Raw genomic sequence first — 13,372 nt, forward strand, 5'->3', positions numbered from 1 at the left:
CCCCGGACGGACTCCCCCGATCACAGGTTCGGCCGCCCGGGATAGCATCCGCCGCATGGACGCAGACCTCGACGCCACCCTCCTGCACACGGTCGCCGACGGGGTCGCCACCGTCGTCGTCTCGCACCCCGCCAAGCGCAACGCCATGACCGCCTCGATGTGGCGGGCGCTCCCGGAGCTGCTGACGGGGCTGGCGGGCGACCCGGCGGTACGGGCACTCGTCCTGACCGGGGCCGGACCGACCTTCTGCGCGGGCGCCGACATCTCCTCGCTGACCGGGGACGAGGACCCGAGGGCCCTCGCCGTGACGGCGGAGGAGGCCCTGGCCGCCTTCCCCAAGCCGACGCTGGCGGCCATCCGCGGGTTCTGCGTCGGCGGCGGGAGCCAGCTGGCGGCGGCCTGCGACCTGCGCTTCGCGGAGGAGGGCGCCTCCTTCGGGGTGACCCCGGCGAAGCTCGGCATCGTCTACCCGGCCTCCTCGACCCGCAGGCTGGCCTCCCTGGTCGGCCCGGCCTGGGCCAAGTACCTCCTCTTCTCTGCGGAGTTGATCGGCGCGGACCAGGCGCTGCGCGCCGGGTTCCTGAACGAGCTGCTGCCGGCCGGGCAGCTGGACAAGCGGGTCGCCGAGTTCACCCGGATCCTGGCCTCGCGCTCGCAGCTGACGCAGGCGGCGGCCAAGGAGTTCGCGGACGGCCGGACGGACCGGGACGGGCACTGGGACGCCCGGGCGGCGGTCAGCGACGACGCCGCGGAGGGCGTCGCCGCGTTCCTGGAGCGCCGGGCCCCCCGCTTCACCTGGACGCCGTGAGGCGGCGGGGCCCTGACCTGCGCCGCTGACGCCCCGGGCTACACCAGCGGGCTGTGCGCCCGCAGCCGGGCGACGAGCTCGGCGGGCGCCTTCTCCGGCGAACCGGCGTCGTAGGGCGGCTGCGGGTCGTACTCGGTCATCAGCTGGACGGTCTGGGCGACCTCCTCCCCCGCGATCCTGCCGAGCAGGGTGAGGCCCATGTCGATCCCGGAGGACACCCCGGCCGCGGTGACGTACTTCCCGTCGAAGACCACCCGCTCCCCGGTGGGCTCGGCCCCGAACCGCGGCAGCTGGTCGAGGAACAGCCAGTGGCCGGCCGCCCGCCTCCCGTCGAGCAGCCCGGCGGCGGCGAGCAGCAGCGATCCGGTGCACACGGACGTGGTCCACGTGCTGGTGGCGTCGACGGTCTTCAGCCACTCCAGTACGGCGGGGTTCTCCATCTCCACCTCGGGGTGCGGCCCGCCGGGCACGATGACGATGTCGGGCCGGGTCACCTCGCCGAGCGCCTTGTCGGCGACGAGCGCGAGCGACCCGTTGTCCGTCCGCACGGGCCCGGGGCGCTCGGACACGAACACGACCTCGGCGCCGGGCAGCCGCCCGAGCGTGTCGAAGGGCCCGATGGCGTCGAGGGCGGTGAAGCGGTCGTAGAGCAGTACGGCGATCTGCATGGCTCCTCCGGAGCTCTGGATGGGTGATGCGTTCTCTGGCTGACTGGTCCGGCTGTCCGTCGGGACCGTCGGTCTCTCTGTCTGTCGGTCGGTCCGGGTGTCTGTCTGTCCCGGTGCCGGCTAAGGGGCCCGGGGTGCGCCGAAGCGGCGGCGGTACTCGGTCGGGGGCTGGCCCAGCGTCTTCACGAAGGCCCGGCGCAGTGCCTCCGGCGTTCCGTACCCGCAGGCGCGGGCGACCTGGGCGATGCCCGAGGAGCCCTCCTCCAGCAGGCGCCGGGCGTGCTCCACCCGCACCCGTTCCACGTACCGCCCCGGGGTCACCCCCGTCTCCGTCCGGAAGGCCCTGGCGAAGTGGCGCGGGGAGAGGCGGGCCCGTGCGGCGAGCGCCTCGACGCTGAGGTCTCCGTCCGGGTGTTCGGTGATCCACTGCTGCACGTCCCGCAGTGGCTCCCGCCGGGCCGTCTGGGCCGCCAGCTGGGCGCTGAACTGCGCCTGGTTGCCCGGCCTGTGCAGGAACACCACCAGATGCCGGGCGATCGTCAGCGCGACGTCCTTCCCGTGGTCCTCCTCCACCAGGGCGAGCGCGAGGTCGATCCCGGCCGTGACCCCCGCCGAGGTGGCCACCGGTCCGTCCCGCACGTAGATGGGGTCGGGCTCCACCGCCACGGCCGGGTAGTCGCGCGCCATCTGCTCGCACACGTACCAGTGCGTCGTCGCCCGTCGCCCGTCCAGCAGTCCGGCCTCGGCCAGCAGCAGTCCGCCGGTGCACACGGACACCAACCGCTCCGCCCCACCCCCGTGAGCGCGCAGCCAGTCGGTGAGCCGCGGCTCGAAGTCGCCCGTGAACCGGCCCCCGGGGACCAGCAGGGTGGTCCCGGCGCCCGGCCGGGCGCCCTCCAGGTCTCCGTCCGGCACCAGGGTCAGCCCGCTGCTCGTACGGACCGGCGCACCTCCCGGCGACACCGTGCCGATCGTGTACCCGGGCAGCCCTGGGAACCCGGCCACGGCGGCGAACACCTCCACCGGCCCGGTCACGTCCAGGCTCTGCACCCCGTCGTAGAGGACGACGAGCACGTTTCGCAACGACATGACCCCATGGTGTGACGCGGGCCCCGATGGCTGCAATGACGCGCTTCCCACCTATTCGGCCATCCGGGGACGTCCGCCCGCCCGGATAGGATCGGCACATCATGACTGCAACCCTCGTCGCCAAGAAGCTCACCGCCGCGCACGGTGAGCGCACGCTCTTCGCCGATCTCGACTTCGTCGTCGCCCCCGGTGACGTCATCGGCCTCGTCGGCGTGAACGGCGCCGGGAAGTCCACCCTGCTGCGCCTGCTCGCCGGGCTGGACACCCCCGAGACCGGGGAGCTGCGGCTCTCCCCGCCGACCGCCGCCGTCGGCCACCTCCCGCAGGAGCCGGAGCGCCGGCCGTCCGAGTCGGTCCGGGACTTCCTGGCCCGCCGTACGGGCGTGGCCGCCGCGCAGGCGGAGCTCGACGCGGCGACGCAGGGGCTGGTGGACGGGACGCCGGGCGCGGACGACGCGTACGCGACCGCGCTGGACCGGTGGCTGGACCTCGGCGGCGCCGATCTCGACGAGCGGGCCGAGGAGGTCGCCGCCGAGCTCGGCCTGACGGTGGGCCTGGACCTGCCCATGACGGCGCTTTCGGGCGGCCAGGCGGCCCGCGCGGGCCTCGCCTCGCTGCTGCTGTCCCGCTACGACATCTTCCTCCTCGACGAGCCCACCAACGACCTGGACCTGGACGGTCTGGAGCGGCTGGAGCGGTTCGTCAAGGGGCTGCGCGCGGGCACGGTCGTCATCAGCCACGACCGCGAGTTCCTGACCCGGACCGTCACCAAGGTCCTCGAACTCGACCTGGCCCAGCAGCAGATCAACCTCTACGGCGGCGGCTACGACGCGTACCTGGAGGAGCGCGAGCGCGCCCGCGACCACGCCCGCGAGGAGTTCGAGGAGTACGCGGGCAAGAAGTCGGCCCTGGAGGGCCGGGCCCAGATGCAGCGCAACTGGATGGACAAGGGCGTGCGCAACGCCCGCCGCAAGGCCTCCGACAACGACAAGATCGGCAAGAACCTGCGCGGCGAGTCCAGCGAGAAGCAGGCCGCCAAGGCCCGCCAGACGCAGCGCGCGATCGAGCGGCTGGAGGTCGTGGACGAGCCCCGCAAGGAGTGGGAGCTGCGCATGGAGATCGCGGCGGCCCCGCGCTCCGGCTCGGTGGTGGCCACCCTGCGCGAAGCGGCCGTCAAGCGGGGCGACTTCGCCTTCGGCCCGGCGATCCTGCAGATCGACTGGGCGGACCGGGTGGCGATCACCGGGGCCAACGGCGCCGGCAAGTCCACCCTCCTCGCGGTCCTGCTGGGCCGGCTGACCCCGGACTCGGGGTCAGCCACCCTCGGCTCCGGCGTCCTGGTCGGCGAGGTGGACCAGGCCCGCGGCCTGTTCCTCGGCGACGAGCCTCTGCTGGAGGCCTTCTGCGCGGCGGTCCCGGAGACCGAGCCCGCCGAAGTGCGCACCCTGCTGGCCAAGTTCGGCCTCAAGGCGGCCCACGTGCTGCGCCCGGCGGCCACCCTCTCCCCCGGCGAGCGCACCCGCGCCGCGCTGGCGCTGCTCCAGGGCCGCGGGGTGAACCTGCTGGTCCTGGACGAGCCCACCAACCACCTCGACCTGCCGGCGATCGAGCAGCTGGAATCCGCCCTCGACGCCTACGAGGGCACCCTCCTCCTGGTCACCCACGACCGCCGCATGCTGGAAGCCGTGCACGTGACCCGTCGCCTGGAGGTCTCGGGCGGCAAGGTCACCGAGCTGTAAGGGCTGCCTCCCGGGCGCACCGCTCGCGCGCTTCGCGCACCCGTCCGGCGGCCTCCTCGTCGCCGGACGGCAGCCACGCGGCGAGCAGCTCGCCCGCCGTGCCCAGCACCGCCCAGTACCGGACCGGGTCCCCGCGCTCGCGGACCCGTACGCGCACGAGGACCGCGAACGCCTCGGGCAGGCGGCCGGTGTCCAGCTTCCGGAGGATGCCGACGCCGATCCCGCTGGAGATGCCGCCCGACGCACCCATGGCCCGGCGCATCAGGCCGCGGATGCGCTCGCCGCGCTCGTCCAGGGTGACGTGGACGTCGAACAGCCCGATGCCGTCGAGGAGTTCCCCGACGAGCCGCTCGTCACCGGGGCCGAACTCGCCCCACAGGTCCTGGCAGCCGCGCAGCCTGCGCTCCGCCTCCCCGCGCGGGATGCCGAGCGCGTCGCACACCACGAGGGCGGCCGCCCGCACGTCATCCGTGCCGGCCGCGAGTTCGGCGTGGACCTCGATGACCGGGAGGCCGGACCCCAGTGCCTCACGGATCCGGTCCACGGGCGGGGTCATCCTGCCTGGTCGGCCGGGGGCCGGCGCTTGCGGGCCATGTTCCGGGCCACGAAGGCGCGCGGGAGGTGCCGGGCGGCCAGGGCGTACGCCTGGTAGCGGCGGCCGGTGATGCTGACCGGGCGGCGCAGGGCCAGGTCCTTCAGTGCCCGGGCGACCACGGCCTCCGGTTCCAGCCAGACCGCGTCGCGCAGCGCGCTGACGTCCATCCCCGCACGCTCCTGGAACTCGGTGCGGGTGAAGCCGGGGACCACGGCCAGGACCCGGACCCCGTACGGTTCCATGTCCACCCGGAGCGACTCGCTGAACGCGGTGATCCAGGCCTTGGCAGCCCCGTACGTGCCGGTCGGCAGGAGCCCCGCCACCGAGGAGACGTTGAGGACCGCGCCGCGGCGGCGCTCGCGCAGGCCCGGCAGGACGGCGTGGGTGAGCCGCAGCGGGACCTTCACGAGCAGGTCGAGCATCCGCTCCTCGTCCTCGACCGGGCTGTACGGGAAGGGCGCGGGCAGCCCGAAGCCCGCGTTGTTGACGAGCATGTCCACGGGCCTGGACCGGTCGGCGAGGCGCTCGGCGACCGCCGCGCAGTCCGCCGGATCGAGCAGGTCGGCGGGCAGCACTTCGCACACGGCGCTGTACTCGCGGCCCAGTTGACCGGCGACGGCTTCGAGCCGGTCCTTGTCGCGGGCGACCAGGACCAGGTCGCAGCCCTTGGCCGCGAAGCCGCGGGCGAAGGCCGCGCCCAGTCCGGCGCTCGCCCCGGTGATCAGTACGGTGGTTCCTGTCGTCACGACGGCTTCACTTCCTCGTGCGGGCGGGCGTGGCGCCGGCGGGCGGGGCGTACGCCTGGGCGACGTCGACGAGGAACCGGGCCTCGTCCGCCAGGTCCCCGCCCTCCTGGGAGGTGTGGATCGAGGCGGGCAGCTCCAGCGCGGCGGCCTCGCCCGGCTGCCCGGGCAGTCCGTCGAGCTTCGCCTGCCGCGCCTCCTGCAGTACGCGGGCCAGCGCGGCCGCGGTGCGCCGCTGTTCGGGCACCCCCTGTCCGGCGGCCTGCCCGCGGGCACGCTCCAGGGCGCCCGGGGCCGCGTACTCCCCCAGGATCAGGATCGCGTCGCGCGTCTCGATGACCTTGCGGTACACCAGCAGGTTGCGCGGGACCGGCGGCCACAGCAGCTCCACCACCCGCCCGGCGCGCGGCTTGTTGAGGGCCACGTGCGGGACGGCTTCGACCAGGTCGCGCCAGAGCGGCCACAGCCGCCAGGCGGTGGCGGTGTCGGCGGCGGTGCGGCGCAGGGTGAAGAGGGTGGGCACGAGGATCGCGGCGGCGCGCAGCAGGCCGTGCAGGTTCATCAGCAGCGGGAGGGCGGGCATCGCCCAGGTGCTGCCGAACAGGGCCTTGAGCAGGTACGCCAGCCAGAACAGTCCGGCGAGGGCGGTGCCGAGGCCGAACAGGCGCAGTCCGGCGGCCAGTCCGCGGCTCTCGGTGCGCCGGCTGTAGCGCCAGCACAGGGACACGCAGACGGTGTTGGCGATCACGTGGGCGGAGATCAGCACCAGCCAGTACGCGAGGGAGGGTACCGGGTCGCCGACCGGAGGCATCGTGTGGGTGCCGTGGCCGGGTGCGGCTGCGTCCAGGGCCAGGAGCGCGCCCAGCCACGCCACCGTGGCGATCCAGGAGGCGAGTTGGAGGCGTCGGCCGCGGGTGGCGGCGGCGACGAAGTAGAGCACGGCGCCCGCCGACAGCACACCGATGAGGTTGCGGACGAGGCCGATGGTGTGGGCGTAGCCGGCGCCGCGGTTCATCGCGTAGGTGACCACGTCCGGGAGGTTCAGGGTCATCGCGGCGGCGGCGGTGGCGACGGCCAGCCACAGGCCGCGCTGCTGGGGTGAGCGCAGGGCTCCGGGGGCGCGGAGCAGGACCGCGGCCCACAGGCACACCACGCTGGGGACGGCGAGCCAGTTACCGAAGGCGGTGAGGTCAGCTGCCATCGTTGCCCCACTCGTAGCCCATGGCCGACTCCAGCCGGGCCAGTGTGCCCCGGTCCCGGTCCGCCGGGCGCGGGCCGGCGTTCGCCGTGCGGATGCGGATCATGCTCGCGAGCATCTCCGCCTCCTGCTCCTGGCGGGTGGTGTAGTTGGTGCGCCCGAGCACGGTGGGGACGCTGCCGTCGGTCTCCTCGCCCTCCAGCGAGTGGTGTCCGAAGAGGATGTGGCCGAGCTCGTGGAGGACGATGTGCTCCCGGTGCAGCGGGGTGGTCTGCGCCTCGTAGAAGACGTAGTCGACGCTGGCCGTGCCCACCCACAGTCCGCACACTCCGGACTCCGCCGCCTCCTTGGGGAGCGGGTGGAGGCGGATGGGGCGGCCGCGCTGCTCGGCTATCCGGTGGCACAGCACGTCGAGGGAGAACGGACGGGTCAGATCCAGATGGCCGAGAATGTTCTCGCACCTTTTACGAAGGCTGAGTTGCCGGTGGGGCATGTGATCCCTCTTCGGACCCTTTCCGGGGCAGCGTCGGTAGGCGTGTATGGGCATGGGCATGACGTCCTGTGCCTTCAAGGCGGCCTCGGGGAATGCGGGTCCTGAGGGGGAACACGGAAGCCCGTCCGCCGGACGACGAACGGGCGTTCCACCATGCCTACAGATCTTGTACGCGAGTTGGCAAGGCAAGTCCCCAGGTGGGGAACCTATTCGGCCACTGCGTACGAGACCCTGACGCGCCGGGTGGCTGCAAGCCGCCCTTGACGGCGCCTACCGCTTGCGCCGCTCCTCGGGAGCCGTGAGGCCCGCGCGGCGCAGCGCGTCCGCCATCGCACTGTTCGCGGGGGCGGGGGCACCGCCGCCGCCCTGGCGCCGGCCCTGGCCACCCTGGCCCTGGCCCTGACGCTGGCCGCCCTGGCCCCGCTCGCCCTGGTTCCTGCCGCCCTCGCGGGCGCCGCCGGAACCGCCACGCTGCTGCGGGGGACGGCCGCCGCCGGAGCCGCCGCCCCGCCGGTCATCGCGCTGCCTGGGGGCGCCCGCGCCGCGTTCCGCCCCGGCCTCGTCCTCGAGCCGCAGGGTCAGCGAGATCCGCTTGCGCGGGATGTCCACGTCCATGACCTTCACGCGGACGATGTCGCCCGGCTTGACCACGTCCCGCGGGTCCTTGACGAAGTTCTTCGACAGCGCCGAGACGTGCGCCAGACCGTCCTGGTGGACGCCGATGTCGATGAAGGCGCCGAAGGCGGCCACATTGGTGACGACGCCCTCCAGGATCATCCCGGGGGCGAGGTCGCCGATCTTCTCCACGCCCTCCTTGAAGGTCGCCGTCTTGAAGGCGGGACGCGGGTCGCGGCCCGGCTTCTCCAGCTCGCGCAGGATGTCGGTGACGGTCGGCAGGCCGAAGGCCTCGGTGACGAACTGCTCGGGGCGCAGGGACCGCAGGACGGAGGTGTTGCCGATCAGGGCCGCGACCTCGCCGCCGGCCGTCTTGCCCATCGCCCGGACCACCGGGTACGCCTCGGGGTGCACGGCGGAGGAGTCCAGCGGGTCGTCCCCGCCGCGGATCCGCAGGAAGCCCGCGCACTGCTCGTACGCCTTCGGGCCGAGGCGGGCCACGTCCTTGAGCCCCTTGCGGTTGCGGAAGGGGCCGTTGGCGTCGCGGTGGGCCACGATGTTCTCGGCGAGGCCGCCGCTGATGCCCGACACCCGCGAAAGCAGGGGCGCGGAGGCGGTGTTGACGTCCACGCCGACGCCGTTCACGCAGTCCTCGACCACCGCGTCGAGCGAGCGCGAGAGCTTCGTCTCGGACAGGTCGTGCTGGTACTGGCCCACGCCGATCGACTTCGGGTCGATCTTGACGAGCTCGGCGAGCGGGTCCTGCAGGCGGCGGGCGATGGAGACGGCGCCGCGCAGCGACACGTCCATGCCGGGGAGTTCCTGCGAGGCGAAGGCCGAGGCCGAGTAAACGGAGGCGCCCGCCTCCGAGACCATCACCTTGGTGAGCCCCAGCTCGGGGTGGCGCGTGATGAGGTCCCCGGCGAGCTTGTCCGTCTCGCGGGAGGCCGTGCCGTTGCCGATGGCGACCAGCTCGACCGCGTGCTCCTTCGCGAGGCGGGCCAGCTTGGCGAGGGACTCGTCCCACTTGTTGGCGGGCACGTGCGGGTAGATCACGTCCGTGGCCACGACCTTGCCGGTGGCGTCCACGACGGCGACCTTCACGCCGGTACGGAAGCCCGGGTCCAGGCCGAGCGTGGCCCGGGTGCCGGCGGGCGCCGCGAGCAGCAGGTCGCGCAGGTTCGACGCGAAGACCCGTACGGCCTCGTCCTCGGCGGCCTGGCGCAGCCGCATCCGCAGGTCGATGCCGAGGTGCACCTGGATCTTCGTACGCCAGGCCCAGCGGACCGTGTCGGCCAGCCACTTGTCGCCGGGGCGGCCGCGGTCGTTCACCCCGAAGCGGCGGGCGATCATGCCCTCGTACGTGGAGGGGCCGGGAGCCGCCGTGTCCTCGGGGTCCTCCGGCTCCAGGTCGAGGTCGAGGACGTCCTCCTTCTCGCCGCGCAGCATGGCGAGGACGCGGTGCGAGGGCAGCGCGGTGAACGGCTCGGCGAAGTCGAAGTAGTCGGCGAACTTGGCGCCCGCCTCCTCCTTGCCCTCGCGGACCTTCGCGGCGAGCCGGCCGCGTCCCCACATCCGCTCGCGCAGCTCACCGATCAGGTCGGCGTCCTCGCCGAACCGCTCGGTGAGGATGGCGCGGGCGCCTTCGAGGGCGGCCGCGGGGTCGGCGACGCCCTTGTCGGCGTCGACGAACGCGGCGGCCGCGGCGGCCGGTTCCACCGACGGGTCGGCCAGCAGGCCGTCCGCGAGCGGCGCCAGCCCGGCCTCGCGGGCGATCTGGGCCTTGGTGCGCCGCTTGGGCTTGAAGGGGAGGTAGATGTCCTCCAGCCGGGCCTTGGTGTCGGCCGCGTCGATCCGGGCCTCCAACTCGGCGTCGAGCTTGCCCTGCTCCCGTACGGAGTCCAGGATCGCCGCGCGCCGGTCCTCCAGCTCGCGCAGATACCGCAGCCGCTCCTCGAGGGTGCGCAGCTGGGCGTCGTCGAGCATCTCCGTCGCTTCCTTGCGGTAGCGCGCGATGAACGGCACGGTGGAGCCGCCGTCGAGCAGCTCGACGGCGGCCTTCACCTGCCGCTCCCGTACGCCGAGCTCCTCGGCGATCCTGCCTTCGATGGACATCGTCACGATCGGGTCCCGCCTGCCTTCGTTTGCACTGGAAGGCTGCCAATTGTGGCAGGTGGCGGTGACGGACGGCGGGAGCCCTGTCCGTCAGCCCTTGCCCATGAGGTCCGCGGGGAAGGCCCCGGCGGTCACGGCCTTGACGACGAGGGCGCCGCCGAGCTCGGTGAGGCGGGCCAGGCCGGCCTCACCGAGGTGCTGGTAGGGACCGGCGTCGAGGCGGTCGGTGTCGCTCTCCAGCTGCTCGCGCAGGGCGGCGCCCCGCTCGGTCAGCTCACCGGCGTCGTCGAGCAGGCCGCGCTCGCGCAGCCGGCCGGCCGCGGCGTCCAGGTCGCCCTGCCCCCAGCCGCGCATGCCCTTGAGCCACTTCGGGGTCATGCCCTTGCCGGTGGCGGTGTGGCTGACCAAGGCCTCGACCGGGTCGAGGCCCGCCAGGAGCAGGGCGGCGAGGTGGCCGTCGCCGCGGTGCTCGCGCAGCAGGGTGGTGGCGTGCCACAGGCGCAGGTGCGGCTCCTCCGGTACGGGGAGGTCGGCGTGGGCCGCGTACAGGGTGCGGGCGTGCCGGGTGCAGCCCTCGGTGGCGCGCATCGCCAGGTCGGCGGCTTCGGCGAGCTCGGGCGACGCTATGGTCTCGGCGCCGAGGAGCCGGCGCAGGGAGCCGTCGGCGGCCCGAAGCCGGGCGGCCAGGGCCTCCTCGGGGGTGGTGGTGTCCCAGACGGCGGGCAGGTGCCGCGCGACGAGGTCGTGGCGGTAGTTGTAGAAGGTGGCGGTGACCACGCCGGCCCCGACGGCGCCCATCGCGGCCGAGCGGTGGGCGAGGTTGACGGCGACGGGATCGGTGATCCCGAGGGCGGCGAATTCCTTGGCGATCTCCGGCGAGAAGTAGACGGTGGCGTGCAGCGGGTTGATCGCGGCGTGCCAGCAGCGACGGGCGGCGAGCAGGGGAAACGTCATGCGCTGCAGGCTACCGACTGTTTGGTACGCCGGGTAGGGCCGCGGCCCCGTGGTACGTCTCACCGCGTGGACACCTCCCCCGCGTCCCCGGCCGGCCGGGGCCGGGCGTCCGTGTCACCGCACATCGCCTGCCCGTAGAAGGCTTTCAGCGCGTCGTCGATGGGGTGGGGCCGCGGCGCGCCCGAGGAGCCCGGCTCGTTCCACCTCTGCAGGTTGACCGCGACGGACATCTGGCGCTTGCCGTCGGCCCGGGTCAGGGACATCGTTCCGGCCCCCCACACCGTGCCGTCGTGCCCCCAGAAGGTGCCGCACCCCTCGATGGCGACCTTGTGCAGACCGAGGCCGTAATCGATCGTCGTTCCGTCCAGGGCGATGACCGGGACCGTGCGCTGCATCTGTGCCAGCGACGACCGGTTGACGATCTTCCCGTCGAGCAGCTTGCCGTAGAAGCGGTTGAGATCCTCCATGGTCGACACGAGGGCCGCCCCCGTCCCCGTCCAGGACGTGTCGTAGACGCTGTAGTCGCGCGGCGGGTCGATCAGACCCCACAGGGCCTCGTACATCCGCGAGTGCGGTCCCTCGATGCGCGGCCCGGTCGGAAATCCGGTGTGCCGGAGCCCGGCGCGCTCGATGACGTTCCGGGTGATGTACTCCTCGGCCGGGGTACCGGTCACCTGCTCCAGGAGCTGGCCGAGGAGCAGGTAGTTGGTGTTGGAGTACACCCCCGGAGTGGCTCCGGGCTCGCTCGCGGGAGGCGCGTCGACCCCCATCCCGATCAGCTCGGCCGGGCGGAACCGCCTGAACCGGTTGTCGTCCAGGCTCTTGGGCGACATGTCCTGCAGGGAGGGGAACGCATGGCGGATGTAGTCGGGAAGGCCGCTGGTGTTGTTGAGCAGCATCCGGACCGTGATCTTCCTGCCGCGTTCCCCCGGGACCAGCTGCGGCAGGTGGTCGCCGATCGGCGCGTCGAGCCGAATACGGCCCTGCTCCACCTGCTGCATGATCGCGGCGGCGGTGAAGGTCTTGGTGATGCTGCCGACGCGCTGCCTCATGTCGGGCCTGACGGGGCGGCCGGTCCGGACATCGGCGACCCCGGAGGCCCCGCGCCAGACCTGACCGGCATCGCGCACCTCGGCGTACACCCCCGGGATTCCCGCGCGGTGGACGCCGTCCAGGGCGGACTTCAGCTCCGCGGGAGCGGAAGTCGCGTGGGGCGCGGGAGCTGCCGCCGCCGTTCCCGCACAGACACTCAGCGCGGCCACGCTTGCACATACCGCCATTCGGATCTTCAACACGTCCGTCCCTTTCACGATCGGTGAGTTGCTCGGCGAGCTGACGACCGGGGGCCCTCCCCCTGCCGGCCGACGTCCGCGGCTCATCGGGCGAGGCCGCGGCGCAGGGCTGCGGCGAGTTCGGCGTTCTGGCGCTGCGAGACCTCGGCGGACAGGATCGCCTGGGACCCGTGGAAGGTGCCGGGCCACTGGTGCAGCTCGACGGACACGCCCGCCTGCAGCAGGCGCCGGGCGTAGTCGATGTCCTCGTCGCGGTTCGGGTCGAACTCCGCGGTGGCGATGTAGGCGGGGGGCAGCCCGGACAGGTCGGCGGCCCGCGCCGGCGCGCCGTACGGGGTGGCGGGCCGGGAGCCGAGGTAGTGCCGCCAGGCCGTGGCGATCTGGTCGCGGTTGAACCAGGGCGTGTCGGTGAAGTTCCGCGCCGACCACGTCTCCTGACGGTCGTCCAGTCCCGGCTGGTTGAGCAGTTGGAAGCGGATGGCGGGCCCCTGCTCGTCACGTGCCCGCAGCGCGGTCGCGGCGGCGAGGTTCGCGCCGGCGCTGTGTCCGCCGACCGCGATCCGTGCCGGGTCGACGCCGAGTTCGTCCGCGTGCCCGGCCGTCCAGTTCAGTACGGCGTAGGCGTCGTCCAGGGCGGCGGGGAACGGGTGCTCGGGCGCCAGCCGGTAGCCCACCGAGATCACCACCGCCCCGGAGAGGTCCGCGATCCGGGCGGCCCAGGGATGCTCGGTGTCCAGGTCGCCGAAGACCCCGCCGCCGCCGTGCAGCCAGACGACGGCTCCTCGGGCCCCGTCCGGGCGGTAGATCCGCACCGGCACGTCCGGGTCGGCGGACACGGTGCGGTCCTCGACCTCCATGTCCGAGGTGTCCGGCGCCGGCGCCGCCGCGGCGCGCTCGGCGAAGGTCTTGCGTGCGGTGACCGGGTCGCTCAGGTCGATCGGAGCGAGCAAGGGTATGAATGCTTCGAGTTCGGGATCCATGACGCCCATCCTCGCGGCCCCCGCCCGGGCGGGTCGTCCGCCGTCCGTCGCGCATCGCGCCCCCATCGCGCGCCGATCGGCGC

General features: G+C 73.4%; 12 protein-coding genes. 2 read left to right on the plus strand and 10 right to left on the minus strand.

The window, feature by feature from the left end; translation table 11 throughout:
• Window positions 1-55: 55 nt before the first annotated feature.
• The gene (locus tag PV721_RS03755) at window positions 56-808 is read left to right on the plus strand and encodes an enoyl-CoA hydratase/isomerase family protein (RefSeq protein WP_319721334.1); all 753 of its coding nucleotides are present in this window, start codon (window positions 56-58) and stop codon (window positions 806-808) included.
• Between the two features lie 38 nt (window positions 809-846).
• Here PV721_RS03755 and PV721_RS03760 read toward each other — a convergent pair whose 3' ends face one another.
• Together PV721_RS03760 and PV721_RS03765 are read right to left on the minus strand one after the other, a co-directional pair.
• Entirely contained in the window at window positions 847-1,476 is a 630-nt protein-coding gene (locus tag PV721_RS03760; RefSeq protein WP_319721335.1) for a DJ-1/PfpI family protein, read from the minus strand.
• A gap of 120 nt (window positions 1,477-1,596) precedes the next feature.
• Window positions 1,597-2,565: a GlxA family transcriptional regulator gene (locus PV721_RS03765; protein ID WP_319721336.1), complete on the minus strand. Its 969-nt coding sequence runs from the start codon at window positions 2,563-2,565 to the stop codon at window positions 1,597-1,599.
• 101 nt (window positions 2,566-2,666) lie between these two features.
• On the opposite strand from PV721_RS03765, the gene PV721_RS03770 reads away from it, so the two are divergent.
• Window positions 2,667-4,304 carry an ABC-F family ATP-binding cassette domain-containing protein gene (locus PV721_RS03770; protein WP_319721337.1) on the plus strand — a complete coding sequence of 546 codons (1,638 nt, stop codon included), beginning with the start codon at window positions 2,667-2,669 and terminating at the stop codon, window positions 4,302-4,304.
• On the opposite strand, the gene PV721_RS03775 is transcribed toward PV721_RS03770, so the two are convergent.
• The 8 genes from PV721_RS03775 to PV721_RS03810 all read right to left on the minus strand — a co-directional run bounded on the left by PV721_RS03775 (window position 4,291) and on the right by PV721_RS03810 (window position 13,289).
• A complete protein-coding gene (locus PV721_RS03775; RefSeq protein ID WP_319721338.1) occupies window positions 4,291-4,848 on the minus strand; it encodes a hypothetical protein in 558 nt (185 codons plus the stop codon). The two genes, PV721_RS03770 and PV721_RS03775, sit on opposite strands and share 14 nt — an antisense overlap.
• Before the next feature lie 8 nt (window positions 4,849-4,856).
• Entirely contained in the window at window positions 4,857-5,645 is a 789-nt protein-coding gene (locus PV721_RS03780) for an SDR family oxidoreductase (protein WP_319721340.1), read from the minus strand.
• A gap of 7 nt (window positions 5,646-5,652) precedes the next feature.
• Window positions 5,653-6,843, minus strand: a complete 1,191-nt coding sequence (locus tag PV721_RS03785; protein WP_319721341.1) for an MAB_1171c family putative transporter — start codon at window positions 6,841-6,843, stop codon at window positions 5,653-5,655.
• Window positions 6,833-7,333 (minus strand): ImmA/IrrE family metallo-endopeptidase, encoded by a 501-nt coding sequence (locus tag PV721_RS03790; protein ID WP_319721342.1) that lies wholly within the window; start codon window positions 7,331-7,333, stop codon window positions 6,833-6,835. Before PV721_RS03790 ends, PV721_RS03785 begins: the two co-directional genes overlap by 11 nt.
• Window positions 7,334-7,603: 270 nt before the next feature.
• The gene (locus tag PV721_RS03795; protein WP_319721343.1) at window positions 7,604-10,069 is read right to left on the minus strand and encodes a Tex family protein; all 2,466 of its coding nucleotides are present in this window, start codon (window positions 10,067-10,069) and stop codon (window positions 7,604-7,606) included.
• An 84-nt stretch (window positions 10,070-10,153) separates the two neighbouring features.
• Complete coding sequence (locus PV721_RS03800) at window positions 10,154-11,017, minus strand: SCO6745 family protein (RefSeq protein ID WP_319721344.1); 864 nt, start codon at window positions 11,015-11,017, stop codon at window positions 10,154-10,156.
• Window positions 11,018-11,076: 59 nt separating this feature from the next.
• Window positions 11,077-12,279, minus strand: a complete 1,203-nt coding sequence (locus PV721_RS03805) for a serine hydrolase domain-containing protein (RefSeq protein WP_319721345.1) — start codon at window positions 12,277-12,279, stop codon at window positions 11,077-11,079.
• Window positions 12,280-12,392: 113 nt separating this feature from the next.
• Entirely contained in the window at window positions 12,393-13,289 is an 897-nt protein-coding gene (locus PV721_RS03810; protein ID WP_319721346.1) for an alpha/beta hydrolase, read from the minus strand.
• Window positions 13,290-13,372 lie beyond the last annotated feature (83 nt).

It is taken from the genome of Streptomyces sp. MB09-01 (assembly GCF_033794505.1).
Classification (GTDB): domain Bacteria; phylum Actinomycetota; class Actinomycetes; order Streptomycetales; family Streptomycetaceae; genus Streptomyces.